This window comes from Streptococcus sp. IsoGale021, from assembly GCF_031142795.1.
In the GTDB taxonomy this organism is placed as follows: Bacteria; Bacillota; Bacilli; order Lactobacillales; family Streptococcaceae; genus Streptococcus; species Streptococcus hominis.
In genome coordinates this window covers 124,124-139,084 of record NZ_JAKZJH010000004.1, presented here as the reverse complement: position 1 = coordinate 139,084, position 14,961 = coordinate 124,124, and the positions used below count along the sequence as shown (strand labels likewise).

Annotated in this window: 12 protein-coding genes and 2 pseudogenes; all 14 read right to left on the bottom strand. The window is 39.0% G+C overall.

All coding sequences use genetic code 11. The features are described from left to right. Positions 1-133: 133 nt before the first annotated feature. Positions 134-2,926, bottom strand: coding sequence for an isoleucine--tRNA ligase (gene ileS, locus RG565_RS04725; protein ID WP_247936796.1), 2,793 nt, complete (start codon positions 2,924-2,926; stop codon positions 134-136). A 262-nt stretch (positions 2,927-3,188) separates the two neighbouring features. After that, a complete protein-coding gene (locus RG565_RS04720) occupies positions 3,189-3,974 on the bottom strand; it encodes a DivIVA domain-containing protein (RefSeq protein ID WP_003028356.1) in 786 nt (261 codons plus the stop codon). 9 nt (positions 3,975-3,983) lie between these two features. After that, positions 3,984-4,775 carry an RNA-binding protein gene (locus RG565_RS04715; RefSeq protein ID WP_247936795.1) on the bottom strand — a complete coding sequence of 264 codons (792 nt, stop codon included), beginning with the start codon at positions 4,773-4,775 and terminating at the stop codon, positions 3,984-3,986. A gap of 4 nt (positions 4,776-4,779) precedes the next feature. After that, entirely contained in the window at positions 4,780-5,043 is a 264-nt protein-coding gene (locus tag RG565_RS04710) for a YggT family protein (protein WP_003028359.1), read from the bottom strand. A gap of 4 nt (positions 5,044-5,047) precedes the next feature. Beyond that, a pseudogene (locus tag RG565_RS04705) lies at positions 5,048-5,413 on the bottom strand (cell division protein SepF); the annotation flags it as partial. A gap of 96 nt (positions 5,414-5,509) precedes the next feature. Beyond that, positions 5,510-5,593: pseudogene (locus RG565_RS09035) on the bottom strand (cell division protein SepF); the annotation flags it as partial. Between the two features lie 9 nt (positions 5,594-5,602). Next, positions 5,603-6,274 (bottom strand): YggS family pyridoxal phosphate-dependent enzyme, encoded by a 672-nt coding sequence (locus RG565_RS04700; RefSeq protein ID WP_003028361.1) that lies wholly within the window; start codon positions 6,272-6,274, stop codon positions 5,603-5,605. Position 6,275: 1 nt separating this feature from the next. Beyond that, positions 6,276-7,550: a cell division protein FtsZ gene (gene ftsZ, locus RG565_RS04695; protein ID WP_003025701.1), complete on the bottom strand. Its 1,275-nt coding sequence runs from the start codon at positions 7,548-7,550 to the stop codon at positions 6,276-6,278. 18 nt (positions 7,551-7,568) lie between these two features. After that, positions 7,569-8,954, bottom strand: a complete 1,386-nt coding sequence (gene ftsA / locus RG565_RS04690) for a cell division protein FtsA (RefSeq protein ID WP_049533486.1) — start codon at positions 8,952-8,954, stop codon at positions 7,569-7,571. Between the two features lie 122 nt (positions 8,955-9,076). Next, positions 9,077-10,135 (bottom strand): cell division protein FtsQ/DivIB, encoded by a 1,059-nt coding sequence (locus RG565_RS04685; protein WP_247936794.1) that lies wholly within the window; start codon positions 10,133-10,135, stop codon positions 9,077-9,079. After that, the gene (locus RG565_RS04680; protein WP_247936793.1) at positions 10,132-11,202 is read right to left on the bottom strand and encodes a UDP-N-acetylglucosamine--N-acetylmuramyl-(pentapeptide) pyrophosphoryl-undecaprenol N-acetylglucosamine transferase; all 1,071 of its coding nucleotides are present in this window, start codon (positions 11,200-11,202) and stop codon (positions 10,132-10,134) included. The genes RG565_RS04685 and RG565_RS04680 overlap by 4 nt, the downstream gene beginning before the upstream one ends. A gap of 1 nt (position 11,203) precedes the next feature. Further along, positions 11,204-12,556, bottom strand: coding sequence for a UDP-N-acetylmuramoyl-L-alanine--D-glutamate ligase (gene murD / locus RG565_RS04675; RefSeq protein ID WP_247936792.1), 1,353 nt, complete (start codon positions 12,554-12,556; stop codon positions 11,204-11,206). Positions 12,557-12,629: 73 nt separating this feature from the next. After that, positions 12,630-12,914 (bottom strand): DUF3165 family protein, encoded by a 285-nt coding sequence (locus RG565_RS04670; RefSeq protein ID WP_247936791.1) that lies wholly within the window; start codon positions 12,912-12,914, stop codon positions 12,630-12,632. A gap of 64 nt (positions 12,915-12,978) precedes the next feature. Continuing rightward, positions 12,979-14,820, bottom strand: a complete 1,842-nt coding sequence (gene typA / locus RG565_RS04665; protein ID WP_247936790.1) for a translational GTPase TypA — start codon at positions 14,818-14,820, stop codon at positions 12,979-12,981. Positions 14,821-14,961: the final 141 nt, after the last annotated feature.

The following is a 14,961-nucleotide window of genomic DNA, read 5'->3' as shown; positions in this document are numbered from 1 at the left end:
GCAAGTCGCAGTGATTGAGTGGGTTCTATGCGGTTGATAAATCAACCTTTACAGCCCTACTCAACTATGCGGGGATGGAACGACAAAATCAACTTTCTTCGAAATTACCGATTTTTGTCCCACTCCCTTTTGATTATTTCGTTTCAAATCCTTCTGCAACTGCTTGAGCAAAATGTTCTTCAACGATTTCTGCACAGTGGTCACAAACAATTGCATGATAACTGCGTTCTTTGACTGTTTCATCTACCCGACGGCAACGCTCACAAACTTGTCCCTCTGCATGCTCAACTGTAAAGGCTACATCCTCGAAAGCAATAGCATTTTCAGGAGCTGTTTCATCTGCGATTGTTAATTTAGAGACAATGAGAAGTTGCGCAACGTCGCTATTAACCGCTTCAAGTAGCGTTCTCACGACTTCATTTGGATAAACAGTTAAGTGAGCTTCCAAAGATTTTCCAATTACTTTTTCGTTACGTGCTTCTTCCAAAGCCTTTTGGGCTTGGCTACGGAAGTTCATAAAGGCTGTCCATGTATCCAAAATTTCTTCCTCATTAGGGAAAGTCAGCGCATCTGGCAATTCTGCTAATTGAACAAATTCTTCTGGCTCATGATCTAAGTAAGACCAGATTTCCTCTGCTGTATGTGGAAGAATTGGGGTCAACAATTTTGTAATTTTTACTAAAATATCATAAAAGACGGTCTGCATTTGGCGACGTTCCAATGATTTAGCTGCTTCAATATAGACAACATCTTTTGCAAAATCAAGATAGAAAGCTGATAAATCAACTGTCACAAAGTTTACAATCGCTTTGTAAATATCCAAAAATTCAAAATCTGCATATGCTTCACGAATCGTCTTGACAAGTTGGTTAAAGCGAACAGTCATGTACTTATCAACAGAGCGAAGGTCATCATAGGCAACAGCGTCTTCTTTTGGATTAAAATCAGAAGTATTAGCAATCAAGAAGCGCAAGGTGTTACGGATTTTTCGGTAGGTTTCAGACACTTGACCAAGAATATCCATAGAGATACGCACATCATTGCTAGAATCCACACTCGTCACCCAAAGACGCAAGATTTCAGCCCCAAATTGTTTTTCAACATCACTTGGAACAATGGTGTTGCCGAGGGATTTCGACATCTTCTCACCTTTGCCGTCCAAAGCAAAGCCTTGTGAAAGGATTTGTTTATAAGGAGCCACTCCATGATTTGCAACAGATGTGATGAGAGAAGAGTTAAACCAGCCACGATATTGGTCAGAACCTTCAAGATACAGGTCGGCAGGATAAGTCAATTCAGGACGATTGACCACTACACCATTCCAAGAAGAACCTGAATCAAACCACACGTCCATGATGTCTGTTTCTTTAGTGAACGTACCATTTGGTGACCCTGGATGAGTAAATCCTTCTGGAAGCAAATCTTTCGCTTCTCGTTGCCACCAAATGATAGAGCCATGTTCCGCAAAGAGCTCAGCCACATGCTCAATTGTTTGCTCTGTCATAATCGGTGTGCCGTCCTCCGCATAGAAGATTGGAAGTGGCACTCCCCAAGCCCGCTGACGCGAAATGACCCAATCTCCACGGTCACGGATCATATTGTAAAGACGAACTTTACCCCATTCAGAGTGGAACTTCACTTTTTCAATCTCATCAAGAATTTCCTGACGGAATTTTGAAACTGAAGCAAACCATTGCGGTACTGCACGCCAAATAATTGGCTTTTTCGTCCGCCAGTCAAATGGATAAGAGTGAGAGATTTCTTCTTGCGCAAGGAGAAGTTGACCTAACTTTTCAATTACTGTAGGAACTACCTTGTCATAAAATTGCCCTGCAAAATCTGGACCAGCATTTTCCATCATGATACCACGTTCATTGACTGTAACGGCTACTTCTAAGCCATTTGCAATCCCAACATTGTAGTCGTCCTCACCAAAACCAGGAGCAGTATGGACAATTCCTGTACCGGAATCTAGTGTAACGTGGTCACCAAGAATCACCAATTCATCTACTTCCTCATCCCACGGGTGCTCTGTCACGATATGATTCAGTTCAGCACCGCGATGAGTTGCCAAGACCTCTACATCTTCCCAGCCGAATTTTTCAGACAAGCTATTGAGCAAGTCAGCAGCAACGACAAATTTACGACTTTCCCCAGCTGGTTTTACCACAACATAATCAAAGTCAGCACCTACTGTCAAACCGCGAGAAGCCGTAATAGTAAATGGTGTTGTTGTCCAAACCACAATATAGGTATCTGTGTCTAGCACATTTTTGCCGTCTTTTACCTTATTTGCATAGTAAAGAGAGGTTGAAATCAAATCATGATACTCAATTTCTGCCTCTGCAAGAGCTGATTCAGATGACCATGACCAATAAACTGGCTTCGCACCGCGGTAGATATAGCCTTTTTTCGCCATTTCTCCAAATACGCGAATCTGAGCAGCTTCATAATCCGGAGTCAACGTCACATATGGATGCTCCCAATCACCAGAAACACCTAAACGTTTGAAATCTTCTCGTTGTTTGTCTACTTGGCTGAGTGCGTAATCTCGACAAAGTTTTAAATACTCTGCCAAATCCATTTCTTTTCGCTTCACACCTTGCTTTGCCAGAACTTGCTCAATCGGAAGACCATGAGTATCCCAGCCTGGAATGTAAGGCGCATAATAGCCAGACATCGATTTTGAACGAACGATAATATCTTTAGAAATCTTGTTCATGGCATGCCCAACGTGAATATTTCCATTAGCATAAGGAGGGCCATCGTGAAGTGTAAAGTGTGGTTTACCTTCGTTCAATTCTTGACGGCGTTGATACAATTTTGCATCTTCCCATTCTTTTTGCCAAAGAGGTTCTTTATTCGGCAAACCAGCACGCATTGGAAAAGCTGTTTTCCCAAGATTAAGAGTTTCCTTTAATTTCATAAGTTCTCCTTTTTCATATTAGTAACATATTAAAATAAAAAAACCACAAATTCATCCAAAGGACGAAAATTCGTGGTACCACCTTCATTTAGATAAGAATAAGATTCCTATCCCTCTTACTCGTAACGTGAGTTAAGCGTTAAATCTTACTATTTTCAGATCTAAGTTTGCAAAATGATAATCCTAACAAAAGGGATTGCAGGTCTCTCACCGTCACCTGCTCGCTGCGAATATTTTGTTAGCATCTTGTTTTTACATTCTCTTATAAAATATCTACAGATTCTGTTGAAGTAGCTTCTGAATCATCTGTTGAAATCTCAGCATTTGTCAGATTTAATCCTAAGACAGACTCATCTAATGTTTCAAACGCTTGTGTTTCGGCTAATTCACGATTTGCTTCTTCAATGCGTCTTTGTAATTCTTCCATTTCCTCTGGAGAGAACTGACGCGTCACATCCACTTCATCTTCTTCTGGAGTCGTTACAACTTCACCCAAAGCAGACTGAACAACTTCTTTAAAGGCTTCATCACTAGTCTGCAAGTAAGTAGCTGTTGGGCGAAGAATATCTTCCCATTCTGAAGAATTCACAATGCTTAATTGACTTTCAATGGTTGATTTTAAACGTTGGTGGAAAACACGCGTTTTATTTTTCAACTCTTCTGTTTCAACAGCCACTTTCTTAGCATTATCAGTCGCTTGACGAAGAATTTCATTAGCCTTGTATTTTGCCTCATCCAACAAATGTTGGGCCTCTTGCTCAGCCTTATGAACAATGTTTTCAGAACGGTCATTTGCCGCTTGTTTTACACGTTCTGCCGTATCTTGTGCAATCAATACAGACTGGCTAAGGGAATCCTTCATCTCATCAAAATAGGTCAAACGTTCTTCCAGATTTTTAATTTTTGACTCTTGTTCATGATTGACACGAACTAAATCTTCATAATCTTGGACAATGATGTCAAGAAATTCATCAACTTCGTCAACATCATATCCTCTAAATTTGTGAGCAAAAGCTTTATCTTTAATTTCTAACGATGTAATAGCCATATTTTCTCCTTACTTACTAGACAATAATTCAACAGTTAACTTGTACTTCCCATTTTTTGAAAAGCCATTTTCTCTTAAAACTTTTACTCTCCCATATCCTCGTATACTGATCAAGTCATTCAATAACAATTGATGACTGGGATTATCCAGCATGGAATAGTTTACCTTAACTTGCTTTGTTGCTATCAGCTGAGCGGCAATGCTTCGTGACAAATGAAATGAGGCAGCTATCACTTTATCCAAACGCATACTAGAGACAAGCACATCTCTTGGCTTTGAATCAGTTTGAGCGATAATTTGTTGTGAAAAATCTACTTGCTTTAATTTTACAGGTGTCTTTGCTATCCTTGAGATATGATTGATGAAAAATTGAGTGAATTTCTTATCTACCATAATTTGTGCTCTACCTGAAGCTACAAGAATATCACCAAAAACTTTACGTTCAACCCCTAATTGATTCAATAACGTTCCCATTATTTGCGAATGAGTTAAATGGTGAAATTTATTCGCATAGCTAATTTCTAACAACTCCATTTCAAAATCACTTAATTGCAACTCATAGTAGAGAGGAGCAATAATGACTTTAGCAAATTCACTCGTATAATAATCCGAACTTGAAAATATTTGCAATTGTAAATGATTTCCAAGATTGCGTAAAACTTCAACTTGATATGGATTTACAAACGAAGTTACTTCAAAAGAATAAGAATCCTCAACTCGCTGCATCTTTTCTAAGCTTTTATCAACAAATTCACGATCTTCTTCTGTAAAATGTTGGTATAAATGTTTAATATTCTTCATGAATTTAAGCTAAAAGCAAAAGAGCATTCAAAATGATGCCAGAAACCAAATTCAAAAGAAAGATAACGATAAGAATCGTCCAATCAAGACCAGCAAATTGTAAATTGAAACGTTGAAATGGTTTCAAAACAGGCTCTACTATCCGTAAAATCAACTGACCAAGTGATGTTTGATAGGCACCCGGAAACCAAGATAAGAGAGCATACACCACTAAAATAAATGAATACACTCTTACCAAATTATAAAGTATGTTTACAATCCAAACCATGTTTTTATCTACGTTTCATATCAAAATCAAATTCGCCACTTTGCAAATCATCAGGCAATTTTAAATCCTCAATATTTACAATAACATTGATTGGTGTTAAAAGGTACATTGTACTCGCAACTTTTTTTATGTTCCCAGCAAGCACATAACGCGCACCATCCAAATAATCCAAACAACGACGAGCTTGCACTTCTGTCATATATTGAAAATCAATCAAAATGCTTTCATTAACAATTAACAAATCAACAATTTCAGTTGTTTCTTCATATTTTCTTGGATAACGAACATTGATTGTCACTTTGTCATCTGAAATTGTCCGATGTTGTGCCAATTCTTGCTGGCGCGCATGAAGACGAGTGATATTCTCATTTGCTCCTGACCTTGTAGAAGATTGTACAGAACTACTTGCTGTATGTACTGTTCTTTCTTTAGTAGGTGTTACAGATTGACTACTCGCACGTGGTGGTAGCTCAGGCGTTTGAACGCCAGCATCTTCACCATCTTCCGTAAAGTAATCAATGAATTTATCAAATCTATCTTTAAGAGACATAATACTTTCCTATTTAAAAAATGCGGTACCAATTCTGACAAAAGTCGAACCATTTGCAATAGCTATTGTATAATCACGGCTCATTCCCATACTTAAATCAGTAAAAGGCATATTAGGTAACTGTTTACGTTGTAATCTTTGCTGTAATTGATAGGCTTGTTGGAACATGACATTTAATTCCGCTTCATCTGCTTCAATTGGTGCCATTGTCATCAAACCTACAATCTGAATGTTTTCAAGTTTTTCTAGCTCAGGTAAAATCGTATCTATTTCCTCTACAGCAAAACCATGTTTACTAGCTTCTTTGGAAATATTTACTTGTAAAAAGCATTTAATGATATGTTCAGCTCTTTTGTTGATTTCTTGAGCTAATTTTACTGAATCTAAGGCATGGAAATAATCAACATAATTGATGACGTCTTTCACTTTCCGCCTTTGAAGTGTACCAATTAAGTGCCAAATTACACGTTCATCTTTCAGAGCCTGATATTTCTCTAGAAATTTATCAACTCGATTTTCACCGATATGATGAATTCCTGCTTTAACCAGCTCTTTAGCAGTAGAGCTGTCAACATATTTGGTGACAGCTATTACTTCTACTGAATTTTTTGAGCGATTAGCTTTTTGAGTAGCTTGTGCTACATTTTCTAAAACTTGATATGTATTCTTTGCTAAATCCATTTTATCGGTTTTTAAAGAATGGTGGTGTTTCTAATTCATCGTCATCAGAACTGGTGTCTTCATAACGTTCCACAGCTGGTGCGGCACTCGCATCTGTTGAGCGAACAATATTCTCACGACGCAAATCCCAATCACCAAATGCTGAAGCCTGTGGCGCTTCTGTCCGTTGACGACTTGGCTTTGGAACTTCAAGATTTTCAGTCAAATCAAAGTTACGGTCATAACCTTGGCTTCCTCTAGAATTACGATTTTCACGAGTTCCAGCTGCATAAGAATTTTGTTGAGCAACTGGACGAACACCACTTACTCGATCAATTTTTTCTTGACGAACACCCGTTGCAACAACTGTCACACGAATTTCATCTTTCATGCTGTCGTCAATAGAAGTACCTAACCAGATATTAACACCATGACCTGCTGCTTGATTGACGATTTCTGACGCTTCTTCTGCTTCAATCAAGGTCATATCAAGGCCACCTGTAACGTTGATGATGACATCTTCAGCTCCATCAATTGTTGTTTCAAGAAGTGGTGAATAAATAGCCTTACGTGCAGCTTCAATAACACGTTCTTCGCCACTACCAATACCAATTCCCATAAGAGCATCACCTTTATTTGCCATAACGGTTTTCACATCGGCAAAGTCAAGGTTAATAAGTCCTGGGCTTGTAATCAAGTCCGTAATTCCTTGTACACCTTGACGAAGGACATTGTCTGCTTCGCTCAAAGCTTCAAGAAGAGGAGTTTTCTTATCAACAATTTCAAGTAAATTATTGTTTGAAATGATAAGAAGTGTATCTACATGCTCACGAAGTTCATTGATTCCTTCAATCGCAAAGTTACCACGCTTACTTCCTTCAAAGCCAAACGGGCGAGTAACAACTGCAACAGTTAAGGCACCAAGACCCTTTGCAATACGAGCAATAACTGGTGCAGCACCTGTACCAGATCCACCGCCCATACCAGCAGTAATGAACACCATATCAGCTCCCGTAAGAGCTTCCGTCAACACTTCTTCGCTTTCTTCAGCCGCTTTACGACCGATTTCAGGCTGTCCTCCAGCACCTAGACCGCGAGTCAACTTTGGTCCAAGCTGAATAACGGTTTCTGCTTTTGAGCCACTCAGAGCTTGCACATCTGTATTGGCAGCGATAAATTCAACGCCTGATACTCCTTCATCAATCATGCGGTTAATGGCATTACCACCACCACCACCGATACCAATAACTTTAATTACTGCTCCTTGTGCCGCAGCTGTATCAAATGAAAATGTCATAATGTATTACCTTCTCCTTTAATCAAACATATTGCCAAGTAGATTTCGAACACGATCTGTCAATTTTTCTTTTGGTTGTTGAGATTGTGTTGGAAGTGGTTCGGGACGTTCAACTTCTTCTGCTGGTTCAGCAATCGGAGTCACAATTGTTTGTTGCGGCTGAGTAAAGCGCTGCAACGGATTGAACGACTGACTTTGTTGAGTCGGACGAGAAAATTCAACCGGTTGATGACGCAGAAGTTCATCACCGTGAACAGCAACTTGTGCTAAAACATCCACTTCAGATAGATTTCCAGCATATTCTGATAAGCTAATGACATGAGCAAAAGCTGGATTACGAATACCGATTTGATTTGGTACGTATAGTTTAACAGGAACACCGAAAACTTCTTGCGCCAATTCCACCACACCTGGTAAAATTGCACCACCACCAATAATAACAATTCCACCTGGAAGTTCTAATAAGTGTCTTCTTTCTAAATCTTGCTTGATTTGTTCAAAGATATGTTTAACACGTGCTGAAATAATTTCTGCTAAATAGCGCTCTGTTACTTCAACTGGTTCAACTTCTCCAATCACTTCCACTTGGAAGGACTCATTGCTAGCAGCAGGTACGTATGCTTCGCCATAGTTAAACTTCAAGCTTTCTGCAAGTTTTTTAGAAGTTTTTAAAACTTTTGAGATATCTTTTGTGACGTATTCGCCACCTTCTTGATAGATATTGGTAAATTGCAGTTCTTGGTTGCGAACAGAAGCTACTGTTGTTTGACCACCACCCATATCAATGACAGTTGCACCAAATTCACGTTCTCCTTCATTTAGAACAGATTTGGTCATAGCAAGCGGAGAAATGATAATATTTTCTACTTGAACTCCTGCTCGCTCAACTGTTTTTCGTAAATTATGAAGAATAGTGCGTGGTCCTGTGTAGAGAAGCCCACGCATTTCTAAACGAATGCCCATCATTCCACGAGGATCACGGATACCTTGGAAGCCATCTACAATGAACTCTTCAGGAATAAAGGTAATAACTTCACGGTCTGGAGTCATACTTTTTGTCAAAGCAGATCTCACAACATTTTCAACATCTGCATCTGTAATTTCTTTCGTTTCGCTTGTTACAGGAATCATACCTTGCGTTGGCTCAATCTGCAACAAGTTAGCAGGCAAGCCAACATTCACCAGCTTAATGGAAATACCTGCTTTTTCCTCTGCTTGTGAAATTGCAGATTTTATAGCACTTGCTGCTGCTTCGATATCTACAATGATACCATCTTTTACGCCAGCACTTTTGGCATTACTAACCCCAATTACATTTAATTCATTGTTTACGTGTTCTGCTACCAAGACCTTAATGGAGCTTGTTCCGATATCTAATCCTGTAAAAAAGCCATCTCTAGCCATTAGACCATTCCTCTCTATCTACCAAGTTTCTCACTTATCAATTTAACTATCAAAAAAGTATAGTTATTCAAAGCATATTATAACATAAAAAAATAAAAATTGGGTAGATTTTCTGCATTATTTTAGCTATTTCTATAACTAAATATTCCTGCTTCCATATCCACAACGCTTGTTTCCGTCAATTGTGGTTTAATTTTTTCATAATAAGGCAGTTTTTTAGCTACTTCTGACAAAGGAACTAGAATTTTATTTCCATCTGTCATAGTGATTGTCAGCAAATCTTCAGTCGCTTTACTCGGTGTATGCTGAACCGTTTGAATTTCTGATTTGATTGTATCAGAAATACTTGATAATTGTTGCACAAATTTCTTAAGCATTGCTTTATCTGAAAAATCAAGCGTTATATAACTTTTTGGCAACTGTGATTTTTTAACCGGAGTAGCAATTTCTTCTCCACTAGATAATACTGGGAAATACTGCTCCCCAGAATAATCATACGCAACCACTGTGTATTCTGTTATTTTTATTTTAAATGTAATCGGAAATTGGTAACTTATCTCTGCTTTTTTCACCCATAGATTTGACAATTTAATATTTCTAGCATGTGCCTTTTGACTCAAATACGTCGTCAAGGTATAATCCTCTTTTTGAATACCAGAAGCATCCAGCACCTCTGTTTTTGAAAGCTGTTTATTGCCCGTCACCTCTATGTTCTTTAATTTTGAATAGGGACTTATAAAATAAACAGCTAAAATTAACAAAATAGAACTTAGAATCAATACTGGCAAAGCACGGTAGATATGGCGAGGAGCAATTTTTTCTCTTGTCTCTTTTGCTTCCTGCTTAGCTTGTTTGCGTTCCGCTTTCTTCTTTTTTCTCAAGGTCGCTTTATCAAGAAGTTCATCTTGTTCTTCCTCGGAGAACTCTGTTACAGTGGATTCTTCTAAGTCCTCTGATTCTGCTTCTTGAGTATCAGATGTTACTTCTGCTTTTTCATCTTCCTCGCCTACATCTGATTTTTCAGGATTTGGCAAATGCTGCTTTTTTTGCTCTGCCAATTCTTTCTCTTTTTCAGCTTCTTCTTGGGCCTTTTTTTCAAGGTATTCCTTGTTTCTTTTCTGCCACTCAGAAAGTTTTTCTGTTTCTTGCTCTTTCTGATCCTCTTGCTTCTTTTTTGTCATTTTCTTCCTTTGTCCATGTCATTTTTTAAAAGGTTATAAAATTCATCTAACGATTTTATTTCGTGGGACTGTTTCATGTTTTCTTCATAAAATTCTTTCTGTTCAAGCAACTCTGTTATCATTTTTTGAAGATTTTCCAAATTCAATTGAGGCTCGTCTAATTTTTTGGCATAGCCTTTTTTTACAAAATAATCTGCATTTTCAATCTGGTCACCGCGACTTGCTTCGCGTCCCAAAGGGACAATTACATGAAGCTTTACCATAGCCAACAATTCAAAAATAGTATTAGATCCGCCACGTGTAACAACGACATCCGCCAAGTCCATCAACGGTTGATAGAGGTCAGTCACATAGGCAATTCGGTACAGATGATTTGATAATTCGTCTAAGCTAGCATCGCCTGATAAATTGATAATATTGTAATGCTGAGTTAGCTCTGCTTTATTTGCCGTTACAAAATCATTAAAAACCTTTGCTCCCGCTGACCCACCAACAAACAGAAGTGTCGGAAGGTTTTCATCAAAATGCTGCTGAATGGCTTGAATCTGATCATTTGGAGCAGTTATTTTTTCTCCTACCTTTGTTACAGCTCCCACATGCTCAATTTTTGTCAACGCATGGGCTTGTTCAAAAGTAGAATACATTTTTGTCGCACATTTGTAAGCAATTTTATTTGCTAGACCAATAGAGAGGTCTGATTCATGTACATAAACTGGAATCCCAGCTAAGCGAGCTGCAATGACAGGAGGAACTGATACAAAACCACCTTTAGAAAAGAGAGCTTGCGGACGAACCTTTAACATAATTCCTAAAGATTGCAAAATGCCCCAAGCCACTTTGAATACATCTAACATATTTTGCCAAGAAAAATAACGGCGTAATTTCCCCGTTGCTATAGAATGAAAAGTGATATCCAAACCTGACTTCTGGATTTCTTGGTATTCAATCCCATGCTTGTCCCCAATATAGTGAACTTGCCAACCTGCTTCTAGGAATTTTGGAATGAGCAAAAGGTTTAGAGTCACATGACCAACCGTTCCTCCACCTGTAAATACAATCTTTTTCATCTTAACCCTTTAATTCTTCAAATGTTGCAATAAATTCATCGCCACGAACTTCAAAATTTGGATACATATCCCAGCTAGCATTTGCAGGACTGAGAAGAACAATGTCACCTGCTTGAGCTTCAGCAAAAGCTTTTTGCGTCGCATCTTTCACATCAGTAGCATCCATATAACTAACACCTGCTTTATCTGCTGCTCTCTTGACACGTGCTGCAGATTCTCCAAGAATAACCATTTTCTTCACCCCTTGAATATCTGGCACCATTTCGTCAAATTCATTGCCACGGTCCAGTCCACCAGCAATCAAGATAACCTTGCTATTGTCAAAACCAGACAAGGCCTTTTGCGTTGCAAGAATATTTGTGGATTTGCTATCGTTATAAAATTTAACATGGTTGATTTCACCGACATATTGAAGGCGGTGCTTAACGCCACCGAAACCTGCCAATGTTTCTTTGATGACTTGATTTTCAATGCCACGCAGTTTCGCAACTGCAATAGTTGCAAGGGCATTTTCAACATTATGGCTACCCGGAACGCCAAGCTCATCTGCTGCCATAACAGGCTCTCCACGGAAAGTCAGCATGTTTCCCTCTAAGTAAGCTCCGTCTACCTTTTCCGTCGTTGAAAATGGTACAACGGTCGCTTGCGTCTTTGCAGCCAGCTCTTTCGCTAATGTTTGATTGAAATTCAATATAAGGAAGTCAGATTTGCTCATATTTTTTTGAATGTTCCATTTAGCCGCCACATAATTTTCAAAAGAGCCATGATAATCAATGTGAGTTGGCATCAGATTAGTAATCACTGCAATCTCTGGGTGAAAGGTTTCAATGCCCATGAGTTGGAAAGAAGATAACTCCATGACCAATGTATCATTTTGGGTTGCGGTTGTTGCAACTTGACTGGCTGGAAAGCCAATATTCCCAGAAAGCAGACCATTTTGACCACCTGCAGTCAAGACTTCCGCAATCATCGTTGTCGTTGTTGTTTTTCCATTAGAGCCCGTAATCCCAATAATTGGGGCATCTGAAATCAAATAGGCCAACTCCACTTCAGTGATGACTGGGATTTTCTTTTCCAAAGCTCTCGCTACCATAGGATTGTCGTAACGAATACCGGGATTTTTGACCATCAGTTCAAACTCTTCGTCCAAGAGTTCCAAAGGATGACCACCTGTTACCACTTTGATGCCTTCCTCAAGAAGAGACTGAGCAGCAGGATTTTCCTCAAATGGCTTTCCGTCATTCACTGTAACAATCGCTCCCAACTTATCTAGTAAACGAGCAGCGGCTTCACCAGACTTGGCCAAGCCTAAAACTAACACTTTTTTATTTGCAAAATTTGTAATGTGCTTCATAACACGCCTCTTTTTAATTCTTTTGTATCTATTTTACCTTTTTTTCAGAAAATAAAAAAGCCTTTACGGCTTTTTATTCTTGTCTGTTACGAAGTTTTGAGCGAAACGATACTTTTTTATCTTTTTGTGATAATTTTGAAATATCACGTAGGGAAAAATATGCTACGCCTATCATCAAAATTCCTATGAAAAACTCAGACGGTAATTGAAAAATCTGAAATACTGCCAATCCTAGTAAAATAATAAAAGCGACTAGGGCAATCACTAAAACTACTACATTTAAAGTTCCTTTAATGCTCTGTGGAGCAGCAAAAATGTAAAATAATAGAATGAGAATTCCAAAGATTAAATAAAACATTTCTGCTCCTTTCTAGCCTATCTACTTCTTTCATATATTAGCAGCAAAGCAAATCGTTCTTTCATTATTCAGCTGATTTTTTCTTTTTAGCAGCTTTGGCACGTTGGTTTTTATCAAGAATTTGTTTCCGCAAACGAATCGATTCAGGCGTCACTTCCATGTATTCGTCATCGTTCAAGAATTCAAGTGATTCTTCCAATGTCAAAATACGAGGCGTCTTAATAACCGCTGTTTGGTCTTTCGTTGCAGAACGAACATTGGTCATTTGTTTGGCTTTTGTAATATTAACCGTCAAGTCATTTTCACGTGAATTTTCACCAATAATCATTCCTTCGTATACTTCTGTACCTGGATTGACAAAAATCGTTCCACGTTCCTCAATAGACATGATAGAGTATGTCGTTGCCTTTCCTGTATCAATTGACACAAGAGCTCCACGACGGCGTCCTCCAATCTCACCTGGAATCAATGGTAGGTATTGATCAAAAGTATGGTTCATAATCCCGTAACCACGCGTCATAGATAGAAATTCAGTTGAATATCCAATCAAACCACGTGCAGGTACAAGGAAAATCAAACGTGTTTGTCCGTTTCCGGTAGCCACCATATCCAACATTTCACCCTTGCGCTCAGAAAGGCTTTGGATAACTGAACCTTGGTATTCTTCTGGAGTGTCGATTTGCACACGCTCAAATGGCTCACATTGTATACCGTCGATTTCTTTGACGATAACTTCTGGGCGCGATACTTGTAACTCATAACCTTCACGACGCATGGTTTCAATTAAGATTGACAAGTGTAATTCCCCACGACCTGACACAATCCATTTATCTGGTGAGTCAGTCGGATCCACACGAAGCGAAACATCCGTTTGCAATTCAGCCTGCAAGCGTTCTTCAACTTTCCGAGATGTTACCCATTTTCCTTCACGACCAGCAAATGGTGAATTGTTAACTAAGAAAGTCATTTGCAGCGTTGGTTCATCAATGTGAAGAATTGGCAATGGTTCTACTGCATCTGTCGGAGTAATCGTTTCACCAACGAAGATATCTTCCATACCAGATACGGCAATCAAATCGCCTGCTTTGGCTTCATCGATTTCACGACGTTCTAGTCCAAAGAAACCAAATAACTTGGTGACACGAAAGTTTTTCGTTGTGCCGTCTAGTTTAGAAAGCGTCACTTGGTCTCCAACTTTCACAGTCCCGCGGAAAACACGACCAATACCGATACGACCTACAAAGTCATTGTAATCCAAAAGAGAAACTTGGAATTGAAGCGGCTCATCTGAATTATCCACTGGTGCTGGAATGTGTTCAATAATAGTATCAAAAAGCGGTGCCATGGTATGCTCTTGGTCAGCAGGGTCGTCTGACATAGAAGACGTTCCGTTGATAGCAGAAGCATACACAACTGGGAAATCTAATTGGTCATCATCTGCACCCAGCTCGATGAAAAGCTCCAAAACCTCGTCCACTACTTCTGCAGGACGTGCAGACGGTTTGTCAATTTTATTAACGACAACAATCGGCACCAAATCTTGCTCAAGAGCTTTTTTTAACACAAAACGAGTTTGTGGCATAGTTCCTTCATAAGCATCAACAACCAGAACAACCCCGTCCACCATTTTCATGATCCGCTCAACTTCTCCACCGAAGTCCGCGTGTCCTGGAGTGTCCATGATATTGATACGAACACCGTTGTAAGCAACAGCTGTATTCTTAGCAAGAATGGTAATTCCGCGTTCTTTTTCAAGATCGTTGGAGTCCATTGCGCGTTCTTGCAACTCTTTTCGATCGTCCAAAGTATGTGATTGCTTCAATAATTCGTCCACCAGCGTTGTTTTCCCGTGGTCAACGTGAGCGATAATAGCGATATTGCGAATATCTTCTCTTAATTTTGTCATTTTATCCTCTAAATCTTAAGTTTTATTTCTAACTGAACAATTATACCACAGATTAAGGCAAAAATCACGGTTAAACTGGGTGTAAATGTTTTCATTAGAAAATCAATGTCCTACAAATTTATTTACATTCTTTATTGCAAA